The organism is Acinetobacter sp. UBA1496 (assembly GCF_002324975.1).
GTDB lineage: Bacteria > Pseudomonadota > Gammaproteobacteria > Pseudomonadales > Moraxellaceae > Acinetobacter > Acinetobacter variabilis.
The window spans coordinates 1-17,009 of sequence record NZ_DCRI01000032.1; the positions used below are offsets into that span (position 1 = coordinate 1).

The 17,009-nt window shown below is 41.0% G+C and carries 12 protein-coding genes and 3 pseudogenes; 5 read left to right on the forward strand and 10 right to left on the reverse strand.

What is annotated here, in order from left to right; all coding sequences use genetic code 11:
* Positions 1-242, reverse strand: a pseudogene (locus tag B3143_RS03575) (IS701 family transposase); the annotation flags it as partial.
* A 158-nt stretch (positions 243-400) separates the two neighbouring features.
* On the opposite strand from B3143_RS03575, the gene B3143_RS03580 reads away from it, so the two are divergent.
* Positions 401-2,647 (forward strand): TonB-dependent receptor, encoded by a 2,247-nt coding sequence (locus B3143_RS03580; RefSeq protein ID WP_286739528.1) that lies wholly within the window; start codon positions 401-403, stop codon positions 2,645-2,647.
* A 712-nt stretch (positions 2,648-3,359) separates the two neighbouring features.
* Positions 3,360-4,300 (forward strand): annotated as a pseudogene (locus tag B3143_RS03585) (IS5 family transposase).
* A 758-nt stretch (positions 4,301-5,058) separates the two neighbouring features.
* On the opposite strand, the gene B3143_RS03590 reads toward B3143_RS03585, so the two are convergent.
* Genes B3143_RS03590 through fahA form a run of 5 tightly spaced genes read right to left on the reverse strand, consistent with a single transcriptional unit; the run spans position 5,059 to position 8,971 of the window.
* Entirely contained in the window at positions 5,059-5,706 is a 648-nt protein-coding gene (locus tag B3143_RS03590) for a CoA transferase subunit B (protein ID WP_286739529.1), read from the reverse strand.
* Positions 5,707-5,708: 2 nt separating this feature from the next.
* Positions 5,709-6,410 carry a CoA transferase subunit A gene (locus B3143_RS03595; protein WP_286739531.1) on the reverse strand — a complete coding sequence of 234 codons (702 nt, stop codon included), beginning with the start codon at positions 6,408-6,410 and terminating at the stop codon, positions 5,709-5,711.
* Between the two features lie 22 nt (positions 6,411-6,432).
* Positions 6,433-7,008 carry a VOC family protein gene (locus tag B3143_RS03600; RefSeq protein WP_286739533.1) on the reverse strand — a complete coding sequence of 192 codons (576 nt, stop codon included), beginning with the start codon at positions 7,006-7,008 and terminating at the stop codon, positions 6,433-6,435.
* A 20-nt stretch (positions 7,009-7,028) separates the two neighbouring features.
* Positions 7,029-7,667, reverse strand: coding sequence for a maleylacetoacetate isomerase (gene maiA, locus B3143_RS03605; RefSeq protein WP_286739560.1), 639 nt, complete (start codon positions 7,665-7,667; stop codon positions 7,029-7,031).
* Between the two features lie 20 nt (positions 7,668-7,687).
* Entirely contained in the window at positions 7,688-8,971 is a 1,284-nt protein-coding gene (gene fahA / locus B3143_RS03610; RefSeq protein WP_286739535.1) for a fumarylacetoacetase, read from the reverse strand.
* A gap of 188 nt (positions 8,972-9,159) precedes the next feature.
* On the opposite strand from fahA, the gene B3143_RS03615 reads away from it, so the two are divergent.
* A complete protein-coding gene (locus tag B3143_RS03615) occupies positions 9,160-9,981 on the forward strand; it encodes an IclR family transcriptional regulator (protein WP_286739536.1) in 822 nt (273 codons plus the stop codon).
* Between the two features lie 218 nt (positions 9,982-10,199).
* On the opposite strand, the gene B3143_RS03620 is transcribed toward B3143_RS03615, so the two are convergent.
* From B3143_RS03620 to B3143_RS03635, 4 genes and pseudogenes are all read right to left on the reverse strand, one after another.
* On the reverse strand, positions 10,200-11,426 hold the full coding sequence (locus B3143_RS03620; protein ID WP_286739538.1) for an aromatic amino acid transaminase: 1,227 nt from the start codon (positions 11,424-11,426) through the stop codon (positions 10,200-10,202).
* A gap of 29 nt (positions 11,427-11,455) precedes the next feature.
* A complete protein-coding gene (locus B3143_RS03625) occupies positions 11,456-12,856 on the reverse strand; it encodes an amino acid permease (protein WP_286739540.1) in 1,401 nt (466 codons plus the stop codon).
* Between the two features lie 170 nt (positions 12,857-13,026).
* Positions 13,027-14,088 (reverse strand): 4-hydroxyphenylpyruvate dioxygenase, encoded by a 1,062-nt coding sequence (hppD, locus tag B3143_RS03630; RefSeq protein WP_286739541.1) that lies wholly within the window; start codon positions 14,086-14,088, stop codon positions 13,027-13,029.
* Positions 14,089-14,602: 514 nt separating this feature from the next.
* Positions 14,603-14,755: pseudogene (locus B3143_RS03635) on the reverse strand (MFS transporter); the annotation flags it as partial.
* A 279-nt stretch (positions 14,756-15,034) separates the two neighbouring features.
* Between B3143_RS03635 and B3143_RS03640 the strand changes: the two are divergent.
* Both B3143_RS03640 and B3143_RS03645 read left to right on the forward strand, forming a co-directional pair.
* Positions 15,035-15,517, forward strand: a complete 483-nt coding sequence (locus B3143_RS03640; protein ID WP_286739542.1) for a VOC family protein — start codon at positions 15,035-15,037, stop codon at positions 15,515-15,517.
* Between the two features lie 331 nt (positions 15,518-15,848).
* Positions 15,849-16,550, forward strand: coding sequence for a VIT1/CCC1 transporter family protein (locus B3143_RS03645; protein WP_286739543.1), 702 nt, complete (start codon positions 15,849-15,851; stop codon positions 16,548-16,550).
* The last annotated feature ends 459 nt before the right edge of the window (positions 16,551-17,009 follow it).

Here is a 17,009-nt window from a genome sequence, read left to right on the forward strand (position 1 = left end):
AACTTGTCAATCTGACAAACCTGTTTAATCACTCGGTAATATTGTTCTATTTGCCAATGACTTGAATGTAATTCAGGAAAACCATCAAAGGACAATAAATCATCTTCATCTTGATGCACAATATAAAACCTCTGCTGTTCTTTTAACTGAGTCTTAAATAATTGTACAAAGCCAAAATCTTTGAGCCAGCCCCCTTGACCCTGATGGAAATCTGGCAATAAACGCAGTTGAAACCATTGTCCTTAATCCTAAAAAATTAAAAAGCCTGTACAGTTGTACTTTTCAACTCAGTAAAACTATGTAGAAAAAATGAATATTACCATAAGTCTTGTTTATTTTTAGTAAATGATTATACTTCTCATTTTTATTGCGGAAATTCACTCTCTCCGAGCCTTAAATCATGATGAAATTTTCACCACAGCCGCTTTGTGGTTCTAACCTATTCAAATATAGCCTTCTCAGCTTTATGATTTTAAATGCGCATGCAGCCTATGCGGATGAAGCGACACTACAAAATAATGAGAACCCCTCCTCTCAAGCGACGACAAACAAATCGAATACAGCAGCAGTTCTGCCTACCTTGAAAATTGAGGCAATGAGTGAACTTGATCCAATCAAAAGCTATGTCGATTATGATCAGGCCAATGTCACACGAAATGGGTTAAAGAAAAAAGATATTCCTCAAACCATCGACACCATCGATGTACAGAAATATAAAATCTATGGCTCTAACGACCTCAGTGTGATGCTACAAGGTACACCAGGGGCTTCAACCAACTACGATATGCGCGGTGATGGCATTACCCTCCGTGGTTTCTCTGCCGACTCGGGTGATATTTACCGTGATGGTATCCGTGAAAGTGGTCAAGTCCGTCGTAGTACCGCAAATGTGGAACGGATTGAAATTTTAAAAGGGCCTGCCTCGGTGTTATACGGTCGTAGTGCTGGCGGCGGTGTGGTCAATATGGTGAGTAAATACGCCAACTTTGACTCAAAAAGCTCAGTCGGTACTTACGTAGGCTCATATGATACTTATGGCGCAACAGCGGATATTAACCAAGTGTTGAATGACAATTGGGCTGTCCGTTTAACAGGTGAATACGGTGAAGCGGATAGTTTCCGTTCAGGCATTGATAGTAAAATTGAAATGATCTCGCCAAGTTTCACTTATAAAAATGATGATGAAACCCTCACGTGGACCACACAATATACCTATGACAAATTAGGTCGAGTACCTGACCGTGGACCAAGTTATAGTGTTTTACCTGCTGGCACATCGATTAAAACGGGTTTTGCTCAAGAGGGTGATTATGTTAATGACGTGCTACAGGTCATTCGCTCAGATGTAAGTTATGAATTTGCGCCAAATTGGACTTTCCATTGGGCTGCGAGCTACAGACAAGCCGAACAAAACTTTGATCATTTTTATTTAGGTGGCTACTGTGCAACTGCAAATACTGTAATCCGTAACGCAGGTACATGCCAAGGTCATGTAGGCGAAATCTCTCAAATTTATTATTGGCAACAAACAAACAATAAAACCACAAGTAATACCTTTGATATTAAAGGCGAATTCAACACAGGATCAATTAAACACAACCTTGTTTTCGGCAGTGACTGGAGCTATGAACAGCGCGAACCGCGTCTAGCCAATACCAATCAAAATGGTTCTGCAATTTATGGTTATGTAGACCCAATTACAGGTGAACGCCAAGCCAGTCGAGGTACAGGTCCACTTAAAATTAGTCAACACAATTATAATCAGGGTACAAGTTTAGGTTTCTTTGCCCAAGACTTAATCAGCTTAAGTGAACAATTCAAAATCATGCTCGGCATGCGCTACGACAGCTATGATTTTTCTACCACCAACAAACTACCAAATGTTGATGCAGATAAACGTAAACGATCTGTCGATGATGATTCATTTAGCCCAAATGTCGGCGTGGTCTGGCAGCCGAATGAACATCAAAGTCTGTACGCATCATACAGTAAAAGTTTTGCTCCCTTTGGCGGCTCTATGGGTGTCAATCCAATTTCATCAGCAAGCCAAGATATGAACATCTTTAATGCTGAGCCACAATATAACGAACAATACGAAATTGGCGTGAAAAGTGATTGGTTCGATGAACGCCTCAATACCCAGTTCTCTGTTTATGACATTCGTAAAAAGAATATCCGTTACCGTCCAGATCCAGATGTTCCAGACGTATGGGCTGTGGGTGGCGAACATCAATCCAAAGGCTTAGAATTTAGTTTTATTGGTCGCGTATTGGATAATCTTTTTGTCCGTGGTGGTTATGGTTACACCGATGCTCAAGTCAAAAAGGACAAAGAAAAGCCTGAAAATGTAGGAAATACCCTTTCTAATACCTCTAAAAATACAGGCAACCTGTTTGTGCGCTACTTACCTACAGAAAAGCTTTATGGTGAAGTGGGTGTGACCTATGTTGGCTCTTATTACACAAACATCAATAACTTGAACAAAATGGAAGGCTACAACCGTGTCGATGCTGCCATTGGTTATAGTGCTGACCCATGGAACGTGACTTTAGCTGTCAGTAACTTGACCAATAAAGAATACTGGCGTTCGGACTCTATGCCAGGTACACCACGCAGCTTCCTCATGCGTTTGAACTACCAGTTCTAAACCCCTTTAGTTAAAACGCCATCTCAAGCGGAACAGGCCACTGTTCCGTTTTTTATGCTTAGCAAGGGACGACTAAGCCAATCAATGCATGCTCATAACCTTTTCTGATAAAGCGCAAGAAACGGATTTTCAGGCCTGACTGGATTTGTTACTGTTTTCTTAAGTTAAATGATTTCCGCGAGTAATCATGACAGAACATAGTAATTACGCACGTGTGGCAAAGGCGATTGAATATATTGAACAAAACTTCAAACAGCAACCCAGTTTGGCTGAGATTGCAGAACACTGAACCGTACCGGGTTTGTCGGCAACCAAACTTTCTGAGATGAGAAGCATTGCTTCGCAAGACGTAGCGAAGCGTAGTGTCGCGATGAAATAAGTAAAATATACCCCTGAAATCAGAGAAAGAGCGGTTCAATTATTGATTAAATCCGAAAAAGATTATCCATCGAAGTGGGCTGCGATTAGTGCGATTGCGCCTAAAATTGGTTGCACTCGCATTCGACTTTTAAAAATAAACTAGAATTAGACCTTTTGCGAAAGTATCATTTTGCCTAATTTTTGAATTGGTTAAAACCTTATTAAATGTAGCTTTAGGCTGTTTAAATTTTGACTAACGTAAGAAGTCTATTGATTTAATTTTAAATTAGTTAAAAAGGGCTTTATTGCACAAACTTATCTCTAAATAATTATTTTACAATATAATTTTCAAATGAATAAGCCTACACCTACAATTTATCGTATCACCAATTGGCCCGCATATAACCGAGTACCCATTAATCGCGGAAATATTGCCATTTGGTTCGATCCAGCTAAGCAATGGTATGCTCCATCAAAAGGCAAACAAGGGCGAAATCAAACCTACTCCGATGCAGCCATCCAATGTTGCTTAATGATTAAATCCTTATTTCGTCTGTCTTTATGTATGGTCACTGGCTTTGTGCAAAGTCTGATTAAACTTTGCGGCTGAGCAGCCCCGAATATCAGTGATATTCGTACAGTACGCTTTGTAGAAGATAAAAGCATATTGATATTGCAATCAGCTACCAAAAAAGTAGCGATGGGCTGCATCTGCTCATGGACTCTACAGGCATGAAGTTTCTAGGTGAGGGCGAATGGAAACGCAAGAAACATGGAGCTGAATATCGTCGCCAATGGCGTAAACTACATATTGGTATAGATGCCAAAACCCTGCAAATACGAGCAGTTCAGCTCACAACAAATAATGTCAGTGATTCACAGTTACTTGGTGATTTACTTAATCAGATTCCACAAGATGAGCAGATTGACTCTGTTTATACCGATGGAGCTTATGACACCAAGCAATGCCGTCAGGTCATTGCAGATCGGCAAGTACATGCGGTGATTCCACCTAGAAAAAATGCGAAACCATGGAAAGATACAAAGAGTAGCTCGCTAGAGCGAAATGAATTACTTCGAACAGTTAAACGTTTAGGCAGGACACTCTGGAAAAAATGGTCAGGCTATCATCGGCGAAGTTTGGTTGAAACTAAGATGCACTGCATTAAATTATTAGGAGATAAACTCAGTGCAAGGCGTTTTGATAGCCAAGTCGATGAGATTCATGCACGTGTATCAGTCCTCAACAGATTTACGGAATTAAGTCGACCACTTACCCAAGTTACGCTTTAAATTTGGCTCAATTAGGGGTACTTTGCATTTCAAATCTTTGTGCAACAAAGCCAATCGGAAGAGATTTTTTGTACAATGAGGTTCAGAAAGGGCTCTTGAGCAATATAATTTACAGATGAAGAAGTCAGCACCTAAAATCTAGCTTACAACCAATTGCACCACAATTGTCAGTAAAAAATACTCGTAAATGATCTGCCACATTTTTTGCCACACTTTATTTAAATACTATCATTGTTAATTAAAGTGAAATGGTTAAAAAACAGTAAATACATATGCTTATGTATGATGGAGTCTGATGGAGTTAAACTTAAGTGAGTTCAACTCCCGCCATCTCCACCAAAATTCTTGTTATAAATCAGCCGCTTATATAAGTGGCTTTTTTATTAAGTATTTTTTCTACTAATTAAAATTTTATTATCATCATTATCTTTAGTGATCACTTTAAATATAAATAGGTGTGAGAGTAGTTCTAAATCTTAAATTTTATAAGTTTCATTGAGCTTAATAAAAAAACAATAAACCAAAAAAAAATAGTTTTTCTGCAAACTTATTTGAATAGAAATAAAGATAATTTTATTTGATCCAATAAGGTGAATTACATTCATAAAATTTTATTGGGCTTTTAAAAATTATACGGCAAGAACATGAATATTATAGAAAAATATTCTTTATCTTCAATGTAATTACGATGCTAAAGGAATATTTCATAAGAATAATCAAAGCAGCTTTCGCTGCTTTGATTATTCAGTAGAAGCAGATCAGGCAGCCTCAAGTCTATCCGTAATCAGCTCAACTCCTGTCGCAGCTTTGATCTGTTCCAGTGTGACATCTTGAGCGAGTTCTACCAGAACCACTCCGCGTGAAGTAATATCCATCACACCGAGATCGGTAATGATTCGATTGACGACACCTTTACCGGTCAACGGCAAGGTACACTGAGGAACGATTTTCGGTGAACCGTCTTTCGCTGTATGTTCCATCAGCACTACAACTTTCTGCACACCGGCTACCAGATCCATGGCACCGCCCATACCTTTGACTTTCTTGCCTGGAATCATCCAGTTTGCCAGATCACCCTTTTCGGAAACTTCCATTGCCCCCAGAATCGCAATATTGACATGTCCACCGCGAATCATGGCAAACGAATCCGCACTGGAAAAGAAGGCAGCACCTTTACGGGCAGTCACCGTCTGTTTACCTGCATTAATTAGATCTGCATCAACGGTTTCTACAGTTGGAAATTCATCAATGCCTAACAGGCCATTTTCAGACTGGAGCCAGACGTTGATATCGTCCGGAATATGGTTGGCCACCAGTGTTGGTAAACCGATACCGAGATTGACATAGAACCCATCTTCAAGTTCCTGTGCTGCACGTTGAGCCATTTGATTTCGAGTCCAAGCCATGATTATGCTCCCGCCTTTAAGGTCATCTGTTCAATGCGTTTTTCTGGTGAAGCATTAACGACAATTCGATTCACATAGATTCCAGGCAGATGGATATCATCGGGATCAAGTTCACCAATTTCGACGACCTGTTCAACTTCAGCCACAGTGATTTTCCCGGCCACGGCACATTCAGGATTGAAATTACGCGCGGTTTTACGAAAGACCAGATTCCCAGCCTTATCCGCTTTATAGGCTTTAACCAGTGCCAAATCTGCGGTTAATGACTTTTCCAGGATAAATTCTTTACCCTCAAATTCACGGACTTCTTTGCCTTCAGCAACCAATGTGCCGACACCGGTTTGGGTGTAGAAAGCGGGAATTCCAGCACCACCCGCACGCAGTTTTTCTGCCAGTGTACCTTGTGGCGTCAGCTCTACTTCCAGCTCACCATTCAGATATTGGCGCTCAAATTCCTTGTTCTCACCGACATAAGAAGAAATCATTTTTTTGATCTGCTTGGTCCGCAGCAATTTACCCAAACCAAAATCATCGACCCCTGCATTATTGGAAATACAGATGAGGCCGGTGACACCGCTATTTTTTAAGGCTTCTATGAGTGCTTCTGGAATGCCGCATAAACCAAATCCACCGACCGCCAGTGTTTGATGATCTGCCACAATATCCGCTAAAGCATCCTGAGCATTCGCAACCACTTTATTCATCAGAAATCCCTTCTTTAAAAATTTAAGCATCCATCTTGGCTTCACGAGCGCTATGGTCTAATTCATCTGCATGCAGGAAGTGGGTATGTGAAGGCGCACGTTTGGTTTTGCTCCATTGTTCCAGCATGTCATACTTCATTGCTTCGGTAATCATGGCAATTTTCTGGTGTGCTTTTTCATCATCATAAGCCAGTTCCAGGCGATGACCATTTGGATCGAAGAAGTAAATCGAATGGAAAATGCCATGATTGGTAATGCCCAGTACATCCACGCCATTGGCTTCCAGATGTTCTTTAGCCTGAACTAATGCCTGACGATCCTTCACTTTTAAGGCAATATGCTGCACCCATTTTGGGGTATTTTCATCGCGGCCCATTTCTGGTTGGGTTGGCAGTTCAAAGAAGGCCAAGACATTGCCATTGCCTGCATCTAAAAATAGATGCATATAGGGGTCGAAAGCTTTGGTAGACGGGACATGATCCTCGGCAAAAGCCAGAATAAAGTCCATGTTCAGGTTTTTTTTGTACCATTCCACAGTTTCTTTGGCATCTTTACAGCGGTAGGCGACATGGTGAATTTTTTCGATTTGAATGGTCATGGTTATATCCTTATATGTTCTTATGCTGCATCAGGCTGCGCTTCAGGTGCAGCTTCTTGAAATGCATCCAGTGAGTTGCAATGGGCATAAATCGATTCAATTTTCGGAAAATCTGAAAGATCGATATTGAAACGTTTGGCGTTATATACTTGTGGAATCAGACAGCAATCTGCAAGGCTCGGCTGATCTCCAAAACAGAATTGTCCATTTGAATGTGTCAATTGAGCTTCAAGTGCTTTTAAGCCGGTAATAACCCAGTGTCTGTACCATTCGGTTTTCTGTTCATCGCTGGCATTCAGGGTTTTACTGAGATATTGAAGTACACGCAGGTTATTTAATGGATGAATGTCACAAGCAATATTCAGACTGAAGGCCCGAATCAGTGCACGCTGTTGCAAATTCTTGGGCAACAGTGGAGTTTCTGGAAATTTTTCTTCCAGATATTCAATGATGCTGAGCGACTGGGTCAGCGTGAAATCATCTTCGATTAAGGCAGGGACCAGCTCACTCGGATTGACCTGACGAAACGTTTCACTATGCTGTTCGCCACCATTGTTCACCAGATGAACCAGGATATGTTCTGCTTCGAGTCCTTTCAGGTGGAGTGCAATACGAACCCGGTAAGCGGCTGAACTCCGAAAATAGGTATATAGTTGCATGGTCATAAGCTCACCCTGGACTATTCAGTAAAATCGAAATTAAGCGCTGGCAGGATTTTGCCGCTCACAGCACCGAAACCGATACGCAGACCATCTTTTTCACAATGACCTTTCATAATCACGGTATCACCGTCCTGAATGAAGGTGCGCTGTTCACCATTCGACAACGTCAGTGGCTTGGTGGCATTCCAGGTAATTTCAAGCAATGAACCATAAGAGTTAGGCGTAGGACCGGAAATTGTGCCTGAACCCATCAGATCACCGACCTGAACATTACAGCCGGCAATGGTGTGATGAGTCAGCTGCTGTGCCATCGACCAGTACATATATTTGAAATTGGTTTCACAGATCACATCAGCCTGGTCTGAATTTGCAGGCTGAATTTCAACAGACAGGTTAATGTCATAGCTGTTACTGCTGTTATCTTCACGCAGATAAGTCAGAGGTTTGGGATCTTGAGTAGGTGAGCTGGTTTTAAATGGTTCAAGTGCTTCCATAGTTACGATCCATGGCGAGATCGAAGAGGCAAAAGTCTTGGCGTTAAATGGACCTAGGGGTACATATTCCCATTGTTGCAAGTCACGTGCAGACCAGTCATTGAATAGCACCATACCAAAAATATGGTCCCAAGCATTTTCAATTGCAATGGGCTCGCCTAAGTTATTTGGCTTGCCGATGATAAAGCCAGTTTCCAGTTCGAAGTCGAGTTTGCGACATGCTGAAAATACTGGGCGATTAGAATCCGGTAATTTGATCTGTCCAGATGGACGCACGATCTCTGTACCGCTGACAATTACGGAGCTGGCACGACCGTTATAACCGACTGGAAGTTCTGACCAGTTGGCTAACAGAGCATTTTTCGGATCACGGAACATACAGCCAACATTGGTGGCATGTTCTTTAGATGAATAGAAATCGGTATAGCCCGGGATATGCACCGGCAGATGCATTGTGACGTCTGACTGTTTAAAGAAAACCTGATCATGGAGTTCCTGATTGTCACGCAATTCGGCATGATCTGCTGACAACAGCATCTGTAACTCTGCTCGTACTTTAGACCAGTTGGCTTTACCTGACTCAATAAAGGCATTCAAGGTTGGCCGATTAAAAAATTGCTGACCTTCTTCTAGTTTTAAATAACCTTTTTGTTCCAATGCTGCCAAGTCAACCACCCATTCTCCAAGTGCCACCCCGGCACGTGGTTGGACGTTCTGCTTATCACTGAAAATACCGTAAGGAAGGTTTTCTAAAGGGAAATCTGAATCAGGAGCGATGTCGATAAATGACTTTAAACGCGTCGTCATAAATATGAATCCTTTCCGTGGAAAATTTAAGTTCTATACAGAATCATACTTATATTTTTAAATTACGCAATAAATAATTTTATTATGTATAATGTAAATTTGTTAATATGCGGCTATGATCTGAATCTGGAATCAGATTTGGCCGAACAAGATTTTTGATTTCAGTAGTACAATGGTTTTATAGAGCCATGAAAATTAGTGCGTATATGCAGGATGAAACGATGAACGTTGAGGAAGGAAAATTACAGGGAGGGGTGCAGTCTCTAGAAGTAGGATTAACTGTACTCGATGCATTGACTGAACATAATGCACCGATGATGTTAAAAGAGCTGTCAGAAGTCCTGTCCATGCATCCTGCAAAAGTGCATCGCTATGTGGTGAGTCTGATACGTAAAGGGTATGCCCAGCAGCTCAGTGATGGACGTTATAGCTTGGGTGAGCGTGCTCACGCATTTGGCGTCAATGCCTTAAAACGTACCGATATGCTGGAATTAACCCAAAAATATATTGCGCAGATTCAGCAGCATTTAAATTGCAGTATTCATGTCAGTAAATGGTTCGCCGATGGTGCTGTGGTGGTTCAGTCGCTTGAATCCAACCATGTATTTAATATTATTACCCGGGTCGGCTCGCGTATGCCTTTGCTAAAGTCAGCAACTGGTCGTTTACATGCCTGCCTTCAGCCAGAACACATCATCAAGCCTTTGCTGGAAAAAGAGTGGGCGAGTAGCGCTAAAGCAGGTCAATATCCTGCGAACTGGGAAGAATTCTTGCAGCTTAAAGAGAAAATCCTGCAGCAGGGCTATGCGTCAGTGACCGGTGATATGATGGCGGGCATTCATGCAGTGGCGATTCCGGTGTATAACTTTAGCCGACAGCTTGATCATGTGATTACCTGTATCGGCACCGAAGACCAATTGCCAGCAGATCAGATGCAACAGGCTATTGATTATCTGCTAGGGATCCAAAAACAGATTGATGGCTTGTTTAATCCACAGGTGGCTGTCTAATACTTTCTTCTATTACATATAATTTATAGTCATTACATAGATCCAGTCCTGATTGGGTACTGGATCTTTTTTATATCCTAATATTGACTCTCCGACAAACCCGGTACGATTCAAAGAGCCTTATCTGACCCTATTTTTATTTAGAAAGATCAAATCACTATTCATAAAAAAAGCCTTCCAGCACTTAAGCTAGAAGGCTTCTAACAACTTAATTATTTTTAAGCAATCAACGGTTCAGCTTCATTTTGCATTTTGATCACCGCAGCCATCGACTCTGCAACATAATCAATATTGCTGAGGTTCAGACCCGCTGTACACATCCGGCCACTACGGACCAGATAAATACCGTAATGCTGTTTTAACAGATCCACTTGCTCAGCAGTTAAGCCGGTATAGCTGAACATGCCTTGTTGCTGGGTCAGGTAGCTGAAATCAAGTTCTGGTAGTGCCTGAGACAATTTTTCTTTGAGTAAGCCTCGCATACGTAAAATACGCTGGCGCATTTCTTCAACTTCAGCCTGCCATTGCTGAAACAGTTCAGGGTTATTTAACACCTGACTGACCAATAGCGCACCATTGGCCGCTGGACTCGAATAAATCCGGCGAACTGTAGCTTTTAACTGGCCTAAAACATTTTGTGCGCTTGTAGCGTCATCACAAACAAAGCTTAAACTACCAATACGCTCTCCATATAAAGAGAAGATTTTGGAAAATGAATGACTGACGATGAAATTCATACCGGCTTGATCAAGTGCACGAATGGCATAGGCATCCAGTTCCAGACCCTGACCGAAACCTTGATATGCCATATCCAGGAACGGAATTAAGGATTGAGCCTTTAATACTTCAATGACTTGATCCCACTCATGTGGCTGTAAGTCTGCCCCGGTCGGGTTATGACAACATGGATGTAATAACACAATACTTTGAGCGGGCAGCTGTTTTAAGCAATCCAGCATCGCCGGTACATTAACGGCATTGGTTTCTGCATCATAATAAGGATAGAAATGGGTCTGAATACCAGCGCCATTAAAGATGGCAATATGGTTTTCCCAAGTCGGCTGGCTCACCCAGATTTCAGATTCTGGAAAATATTTTTTCAAAAAGTCAGCGCCGACTTTTAGCGCACCTGAGCCGCCCAAGGTCTGAATCGTGACTACACGGCCTTGCTCGCGGGCAGGGCTGGAAGTTCCAAAAATTAATTCCTGTGCAGCCTGGTTAAAGCTGTTCAGACCATCCATCGGCAAGTAAACACGAACTTTATTATAGTCAGGGGTCAGGTAAGTATAGGCTTTTTGCACTGAGTCTAGCTGCGGCACGATATTATCTTCGTTGTAATACAGGCCGATGCTTAAGTTAACTTTGTTATTACGCTGATCTTTGTTGAATTCTTCCATTAAAGAGAGAATCGGATCACCGGCATAAGTATCAATATGTTGAAACATGAATCTATCCTAATCTAATCAATATGCGATTACGCTTCTGGTAAAGAGCTAATTTTGCTGTTGTCTAACATAGCCGTCTGAGATTCCAGTTTGCGCTTAAAGAAGTAGGCAACCGAGAGAATACCAATCCAGACCGGAATCATGATGACAGCAACGCGCATGTCCGGGGTGCTGCTCATAATCAGCAGAATACCGCCCATAAATGCGATACATAAATAGTTGGTAAATGGATAAGCCACACTTGGAAAATCGGTTCTAGTCTGCGTACGATTCATGGATGTCTTGAATTTCAAATGAGTATAGGAAATAACAAGCCAGTTAATCACGATGGCAGCAACCACCAGCATCATCAACATGCTAAAGGCTTTTTCCGGTACCAGATAATTTAATAAAACGCACATCAAGGTGAAAAACGCTGAAACCATCACCGCATTCACAGGGATGCCACGCTGATTAATCTTGCTTAAGAACTTCGGCGCATTACCTTGCTGGGCTAAACCTAAGAGCATACGGCTGGTACAGTAGTTAGTACTGTTATATACCGAAACCGCCGCGGTTAACACCACGAAATTCAAAACTCCGGCAACTGTCTGACTGCCGAGAGAATCAAAAATCATCACAAATGGACTACCACCTTGCGCCATCATGTTCCAAGGGTAAAGTGATAAAATCACTACCAGACTCAGGATATAAAATAACAGGACACGGTAGACAATTTGATTGACTGCTTTAGGCAAAGTCTTTTTCGGATTATCAGTTTCTGCTGCTGCGATCCCGACCAGCTCAATGCCGCCAAAAGCAAACATGATCATGGCCATCGCCATAATCAGGCCCATGATTCCATTCGGGAAGAAGCCGCCGAGTTGCCATAAATTTTCCAGACTGGACTGGCTATGGCCGCTACCACTGACAAGCAAGTAGCTGCCGAACGCAATCATGGCAATAATTGCACCAACTTTAATGATCGCCAGCCAGAACTCCATTTCACCGAATAATTTCACATGAAGCAAATTAATGATATTGATGAAAATGAAGAAGCCGAGGGCAGAAACCCAGGTCGGAATTTCTGGCCACCAGTAATGGATATAAAGACCGACGGCACTTAATTCGGCCATACAGACCAGAATATTCAGTACCCAGTAATTCCAGCCCGACATAAATCCGGCAAATTTGCCCCAGTATTTATAAGCGAAATGACTAAAAGAACCGCTCACAGGTTCATGTACAATCATTTCACCCAGCTGGCGCATCATTAAGAAGGCAATCAAGCCTGCAATGGCATAACCTAAAATGACGGAAGGCCCAGCAAGCTTGATCGTTTGTGAAATTCCAAGAAACAGTCCGGTACCAATTGAACCACCGAGTGCGATAAGCTGAATATGCCGGTTACTTAAACCTTTTTTCAGGTTTCCTTGTTCAATATGCTGCATTTTTATTCATCATCCATGTGAGATTAAGTGCTGAACTATGATGTGCTTTATTATTTTTATGCCGTCATCGATGCAGAATCTTAAGTGTTATACGAGCGTATACGTTGAAACAGAGGCAACCATACCGATGCATATGAGACTACATAGACACCGGTATGGTTTTAAAAAGGTCAGGCTTTAGAAATGTCTAAAACACCACGTTTGATCTGATCACGTTCGATTGATTCAAATAAGGCCTTAAAGTTCCCTTCACCGAAGCCATCGTCATCTTTGCGCTGGATAAACTCAAAGAACACCGGACCAATCATATTTTCAGAGAAAATCTGTAACAGCAGGCGTTTATTACCGTCTTTGGTATTGCCATCGAGCAGAATGCCGCGTTTTTGCAGCTCATCCGCAGGCTCACCATGGTTCGGCAAGCGCTCATCCAGCATTTCATAGTAAGTGCTTGGCGGTGGCGTCATGAACTTGGTGCCTAAATCTTTCAGCTTGTCCCAGGTCTCAAGCAGGTCATCACAGATAAAGGCAATGTGCTGAATGCCTTCTCCATTGAATTCGTTCAGGAATTCAGCGATCTGGCCATTACCTTTGTCTGAATCTTCATTTAGTGGAATACGGATCTTACCATCTGGTGCTGTTAGTGCCTTAGAAGTCAGGCCAGTGTATTCGCCTTTAATATCGAAGTAGCGGATTTCTTGGAAGTTGAAAATCTTTTCATAGAAATCTGCCCAGTACTGCATACGACCTTTATAAACGTTATGCGTTAAATGGTCGATTTCATTCAGGCCTGTGCCGGCTGGACGCGATGGAACATTATCAAAGAAGATAAAATCATTTTGGTAAATGTCACAATCGACCAGGAAGATTGGAGAACCACCGATTCCTTTAATCGCAGGGATGTTAAGCTCCATTGGGCCGATTTTGCTATAAATCGGTTCTGCACCGATTTCAATCGCCTTTTGAAAAGCTTTTGCCGCATTCCTGGTACGGAAGCCCATTGCACAAGCAGAAGGACCGTGCTCTTTATAGAAAAATGCTGCATATGATTCAGGCTGATAATTCAGAATGATATTAATATTGCCCTGGCGCCATAAATAGACATTTTTCGATTTATGCTTCGCCACTTTAGTGAATCCGATGGCTTGGAAAACTGGATCCAGCTGGCCATCTTCAGATACAAATTCAATAAATTCGAATCCACACAGTTCTAATGGATTGGCTAATTCATTCATACAACATCCTCATTTCTTAGAAGCAATCCTATTGCTCATCTTTTACTGTCTGTTCAGGCTCTACGGAGGTATGACTGCCGTTTTATATTGAGAAGACAAATCCGTTTGCCTGACTTCTTTGACTTGTTGAACTGCATCGATTCCTGATGCACACAAGAAAAAGAAGGAATTTAACTCATCATACTGGATCTTGAATATTATTCAATACGTAATCTAATTACGTAATAAATAATTTAGTAAAATATGAGGTTAATTTATAACATAAATTAATGTTATTCATAAAAAATATTTTTTGGATAATTCCAAGATACTAAATCATAGGAAATGTAGTTTTTTGTAAATCTGATTGGCATCTAATCAACCTGTTAAAGTAACTGCTGAGCAAAGGCTTTTTCAGAGAAATATGAAGCAAGAAGTCTGAAAAATTGAAATATCCAGATCTGAGTTTTCAGCTAATTTTCCACAAAAAAGAAAAAGCCCTTAAATGATTAAGGGCTTTCTGTTCGGAATAGATTCAATCTACCAGTTTTTCCAGTTTCATACTTTCACGATAGTACTGACAGCCTTTATACAGCAGGAAGACACCAATTACCCCGGCCACCGCATTGACGATAGAGATAGAGTTTCCGACCATTAAGGTATTTTCAAAATAGCGGTCTGTAAGCAGTGTAAATGAAAAATCAAGGCATATGGTCGACTTGGACATCGACAACTTTATAAACATTTTAGTGGCTTAGAACAGCTGCAAAGCACTTTATAAAATCTGCAGCAGATCAAGAAGTACCTGTTATTACAATTCAAAGAATAAAAACACAATAAAGAAACTGGCCTTTTGCCAGCTTAGGTCGAATATAGAACGCATAGATAAATTTGTTTAGCCACTCAAAAGCGTAAAGCAGGGCTAAACAAATGCGTCATCTCTTAATCTCTACGCAGAGGTGAGATCATGAATATTGCAAAAAATACCATCTGCCTTTGGTACGATCACGATGCTGAAGAGGCTGCACGGTTTTATGCAGAAACCTTTCCAGACTCGTCAGTAGGAGCAATAGTCCTTGCCCCTGGAGATTTTTCGTCAGGAAAAGAGGGAGATGTCATTACAGTCAATTTTACGGTCCTGGGTATTCCATGTATTGGTTTAAATGGTGGACCAGAATTTAAGCATAATGAAGCTTTTTCCTTTCAAGTGGCCACACAAGATCAGGAAGAAACTGACCGCTATTGGAATGCGATTGTGAACAATAATGGGCAGGAAAGTGAATGCGGCTGGTGTAAGGATAAATGGGGAGTTTCCTGGCAGATTATCCCCATGGCTTTACTTGAAGCATCTTACAGTTCAGATCCCGCAGTAGCAAAAAGGGTATTTGATGCCATGCTTAAAATGAAGAAAATTGATGTCGCTGCAATTGAAGCTGCCATCCGAGGTTAAGAAGTGGTATTGATATCAATTATTTGATGCAATGCATTTGGTTTAAGCTTTTGACCTTATTACTTATCTAAAGTGAAAGGTCATTGATAATAATCAGAAGTTCATCCTTTAAGGTATAGCCAGTGGGTTGTTTATTGCGACCGCTGGCTAAAACCCATTTAAACATCCTCGATAAGTAATTTCTATTTTTCAAAAATAAGTAAATAAAACTCGAAGCTATCTCTGAAAGTGAAGACTTATATTTGAAATATTTGGCTTAAAGTAAGATGATAAAATAATAAGTGACTAAAATTTAAAATCTTATTTCATCCGCTAAAAGAACGAGAAAGACATGCCTCATTCCCATCATCATGAAAAACACTATATACAACGTTCTGGCTGGTTGCGTGCCGCAGTGCTCGGTGCCAATGATGGAATTATTTCCGTGACCAGTCTGGTTGTTGGGATGGCAGCCAGTGGCGCTTCTTCACAAACACTTTTGATTGCTTGTGTTGCTGGCCTGATTTCTGGTGCAGCCTCGATGGCAGCTGGGGAATATATTTCGGTTAAGTCGCAACAGGATATTGAAAAAAATGATCTCGCCATGGAAGAGCGGGAATTAAATCTGCATCCCGTACATGAATTAAAAGAGCTAAAAAACATTTATATCAAGCGAGGTTTAGAAGCTGATCTGGCCGAAGAAGTGGCAAAACAGCTTACTGCACATAATGCCTTGGATGCGCATGCACGTGATGAGATTGGAATTCTGGAACAGACAGCTGCCCAGCCCTTTACGGCAGCATTTTCTTCAGCATCAGCATTTACGGTAGGTTCTTTATTTCCATTGGTATCCATTTTAGTTCTGCCTTCACATTTGCTAGATCAGGGCGTCATGCTGGTGGGAGTGCTTAGTCTGGGAATTATGGGAGCATTAGCCAGCTATGCAGGCGGTGGCAGTATGTGGAAAGGCGCACTGCGTGTCATGATTTGGGGCATCGTTGCTATGTTATTCAGTTTCTGGATTGGCTCTCTATTTAATGTTGCTAGTACTTAATTATTTAAAAAATATGGAATAAATTTATATTTTTCTCTATATGTCCGAAATTCAAGTGAAGTACATAATCTTGAATTAAAGTTTTCCTCATTGAATTGTATTAGACACATTTAGATGCTTAATTAGCTAACTCATTTAAAAAAATTAAGTTTTAACGATAAGTTTTTCTTTAATTAAAAATATCTAGTTTGATTATGTTCTTCCTTGCACTAAAGCTGTGCCAAATGGTGCAGTGAAGTGGCAATTTTAAAATCCAGATATAAATATGCTGAGAAAAATAAGAGAGAGCTTGGTTCGAAGTCACTATAATTTAGAAAAAATATAAAATTACTTTTAGATAAATAATATAAATACAAATACTTATTCATAAAGTTATTTTATTGGCACGCTTTGTGCTTAATAGAATTTGAGTCAAAGACGACTCTAAAGAAATTTGTAAGACGGCCAATGACGTCCGTT